This is a genomic window from Pseudonocardia bannensis, from assembly GCF_012911875.1.
Taxonomy (GTDB): domain Bacteria; phylum Actinomycetota; class Actinomycetes; order Mycobacteriales; family Pseudonocardiaceae; genus Pseudonocardia; species Pseudonocardia bannensis.
In genome coordinates this window covers 1-1837 of record NZ_JAAXKZ010000251.1, presented here as the reverse complement: position 1 = coordinate 1837, position 1837 = coordinate 1, and the positions used below count along the sequence as shown (strand labels likewise).

1 protein-coding gene is annotated in these 1837 nt (G+C 75.4%); it reads right to left on the bottom strand.

The genetic code is table 11. The annotated features are described in order from the left end of the window. Positions 1–95: 95 nt before the first annotated feature. Entirely contained in the window at positions 96–1637 is a 1542-nt protein-coding gene (locus HF519_RS29975) for an SCO6880 family protein (RefSeq protein ID WP_312860435.1), read from the bottom strand. Positions 1638–1837 lie beyond the last annotated feature (200 nt).

Sequence of the window (1837 nt, the reverse complement as noted above, 5' to 3'; positions counted from 1 at the left end):
GTCCGCGGTCGGGGACGCCGGGGCGGCGCCGAACATGGTCAGCAGCTCGGCTGCGCCGCGCTCGTGCCCGTTGCTGTTTCTCCTGGTGCGGGTCATCAGTCCAGCGCTCCGCGCAGGCGCGGCAGCCCGATCCCGACCGGCAGCGCGGCGGCGACGAACGCGGAGTCCTGGGCCAGTTCCAGGCGCAGCAGCCGGAACCGGCCCGAGGCGTCGTTCTCCAGCTTCGCGGCGTGGTCCTCGAGGTTCCAGTGCGCGGGCACCGTCACCGAGGAGGTGACGGCGAAGCGGACCATCGCGTGCCCGGCCGCGACCGCGTGCTCCTGCGCCGTCGCGCCGCCGGCGCGGCGGTGATCGGTCGCCGAGGTGGAGAACCCCTTGGAGGCCTTCCAGTCGGTGACCACGCCTGCGCGGAACCGGTTGGCCTGCACGGCGCGGGAGGCGGCGTGCTGGCTCATCACCTCGTAGTGGATGGCCAAGGTGCGTCGCTCCCCGGCGGTGCGGACCGCCAGCAGCGGGCCGAGTGACCCGAACACGGTGCCCGGTTCGGGCATCAGCACCGCATACGACACCGAGGAGAACCCGTCGTGGTGATAGGCCCGCGCGGCCGGGGACGGGGCCAGCGTCGGGCCGGCCGCGGCCATCGGCAGCCCCGTGGCGCCGTCGGCGTCGGGGTGGGTGAGGTGGTGGTTGGCCAGCACCCCGGCCGCGGCCGGGTTGAACCCGGTGCGGATCGCCTCGGCCATCCCGGCGCCGGACAGCCAGGTCACCGTGCGCACCCCGAGCGCCTTGAGCCCGTCGTCGAGGCCGTCGAGCACCCGGTAGAGCGCGTACGCCCGCCCGGCGATCCCACCCCCGGCGGCCTGGGCCGGGCGGCGCAGCGCGGACTCGGTGCCCGAGACGGTGACGAACAGTTCGGTGCGCACGGACACCGACCCGACCGTGCGGTCGAGCTCGTCGGTCGCCTGCCGGGCCAGCGGCGGGGCGTCGGGGCGCTGGTGGGCGGCCCGCCACACCTCGTACTCGGTGCCGTCGTCGGGCACGGTGCGCACCAGCAGCGACATGCGGTCGATCACCTCGCGGTGCCCGATGCCCAGCAGCAGGTTGCCCAGCCGGGAGGCCAGCCGTTCGCACTCGGCGTCCGAGAGCATCCCGACCCCGCTGTGGGTCAGCCGCGCGGTCGCGCCCCACCGGCCCTCGGCGGTGTCGTGGATCAGGCAGACCCGGCCCTGATCCCGGAACGGGGGCCCGTCGGGGAATGCCACCCGGGCCAGCACCCCGGGCAGGTCCGGTTCGTCGGCCGGGCCGGGGGCACCCGCGGCCGCCTTGGACTGCCACACCGACCAGCCCATCAACACTCCTAGTTGGAACATCACGAGATCACCGAGCCAGCGCAGCGCGGGGCGCCCGCGCACCGGCACGACCACCAGCGCCGCGGTGAACCCGAGGACCGGGGCCAGCACCAGCACTTGGGCCCAGTTGTCCGCGGCCAGCGCCAGCAGCACCGGCACCGCCAACCCGATACAGACCAGCGCCTGGGCCGGGGTCAGCCCGCCGATCCAGCCGGCCTTCTCCCGCCGGTTGAGCCCGCGGTAGATCCGCGGGCCCGCCACGGTCGCGCTGCCCGCAGTGCTGCTCACAGGATCACCGCCGCTTCCTCAGCGGCGCCCGCGGCGCCACCGCCACCGCCCCCGCCGCCTGGGCCGCGGCCGCCACCGCGGCCGCCACCGCCGCTGTCATTGCCGTGGGGCTGCTCCGGTGGGGGCGGGTCCCCGTAGCCCGCGCCCCCACCGGAGCAGCCCCACGGCAATGACAGCGGCGGTGGCCTGTCTCTTATACA